This is a genomic window from Marinobacter sp. F3R08, assembly GCF_018860425.1.
In the GTDB taxonomy this organism is placed as follows: domain Bacteria; phylum Pseudomonadota; class Gammaproteobacteria; order Pseudomonadales; family Oleiphilaceae; genus Marinobacter.
This window is the reverse complement of record NZ_JAHKPI010000004.1, coordinates 1-1759: the sequence shown is the minus strand read 5'-3', so window position 1 is coordinate 1759 and position 1759 is coordinate 1. Positions and strand designations below refer to the sequence as shown.

At 48.9% G+C, this 1759-nt stretch carries 1 tRNA gene and 1 rRNA gene; both read left to right on the top strand.

The annotated features are described in order from the left end of the window. Window positions 1-68: 68 nt before the first annotated feature. Window positions 69-144, top strand: a tRNA-Ala gene (locus tag KO499_RS00850). A 505-nt stretch (window positions 145-649) separates the two neighbouring features. After that, window positions 650-1759 (top strand): 23S ribosomal RNA (locus KO499_RS00845); the annotation flags it as partial.

Genomic DNA, 1759 nt, shown 5'->3' with positions numbered 1-1759 from the left:
GCAGTGCCTTTTCTGTGAGAAAAGGTCACGAGAGTAGTTTTAGGATCTTTGATTTGAACGTGTTTAACGGGGCCTTAGCTCAGTTGGTAGAGCGCCTGCTTTGCAAGCAGGATGTCAACGGTTCGAATCCGTTAGGCTCCACCAAACACAACTTTTGCTAAGCATCACATATCCTTCAGTTTTGGTTGAATTATCAAGCGCTCTCTCGAGTGTTTGATTGTCCAACTTGGACATAGCTGACAATTCCGTAGGGATTGCAGCGCATTGACATCGTATAGAGAGATTAAAGTTATATTGGGATTAGTCCTAATATAACGAACAACATTGTTGCTCCCCATAGTATTTGGACGAGCTCAACTGCTGCTTCTTCGGAAGCCGGCCGGTGCAAAGCCTCCTCGGCGGATCACAGGTATCGCGGTTGCAAAACGCAATGTTGTCCAAGTCAAGTACACTAACCAAGCTTTAAGATCGCACGGTCTTAAAGCTGAGACACACCCCTTCATACAGGGTGTTGTCTTATGTCAGACCTTATAGGTCTGGCGGGAAAATGTATGCTTTTGGTTTGGAAAGCGCATCCACACATCTTACCAGCTTGTGTGGGTCTGCAAAATGGCGTGACTTCGGTCACAGTTTTGCTCTTTCTGGATCAAATCAAGCGCGAGAAGGGCGTTTGGTGAATGCCTAGGCAGTAAGAGGCGATGAAGGACGTGATACTCTGCGATAAGCTATGGGGAGCTGAGAATAAGCTTTGATCCATGGATTTCCGAATGGGGCAACCCACCTGACAGTTTGTTATAATTGCTTTACGGCACTTTATAATGGATTGAACCAGGTACTTTTAGACTGAATACATAGGTTTAAAAGAGCAAACCCGGGGAACTGAAACATCTAAGTACCCGGAGGAAAGGACATCAATAGAGACTCCGTTAGTAGTGGCGAGCGAACGCGGATCAGCCGAGCCTTGAGAGTGACTAGAACACATTGGAAAATGTGGCCATAGCGGGTGATAGCCCCGTATAGGAAGCTCGATGGGACGTATTAAGTAGGGCGGAACACGTGAAATTCTGTCTGAAGATCGGAGGACCACCTCCGAAGGCTAAGTACTCCTTACTGACCGATAGTGAACCAGTACCGTGAGGGAAAGGTGAAAAGCACCCCGACGAGGGGAGTGAAACAGTTTCTGAAACCGGACGCCTACAAGCAGTCGGAGGGACCTTGAGTCCTGACGGCGTACCTTTTGTATAATGGGTCATCGACTTGGTCTCACAAGCAAGCTTAAGCCGTTAGGTGTAGGCGCAGCGAAAGCGAGTCTTAATAGGGCGCATGAGTTTGTGGGATCAGACCCGAAACCGAGTGATCTAGGCATGACCAGGCTGAAGGTAAGGTAACACTTACTGGAGGGCCGAACCCACACCTGTTGAAAAAGGTCGGGATGAGTTGTGCCTAGGGGTGAAAGGCCAATCAAACTCGGAGATAGCTGGTTCTCTGCGAAATCTATTTAGGTAGAGCGTCATCCGAATACCCCGGGGGGTAGAGCACTGGATGGGTAATGGGGCCCCACAGGCTTACTGATCCTAACCAAACTCCGAATACCCGGGAGTACTAGATGGCAGACACACGGCGAATGCTAACGTCCGTCGTGAAGAGGGAAACAACCCTAACCTCCAGCTAAGGCCCCTAATTCATGGCTAAGTGGGAAAGCAGGTGGGACGACCAAAACAACCAGGAGGTTGGCTTAGAAGCAGCCATCCTTTAAAGA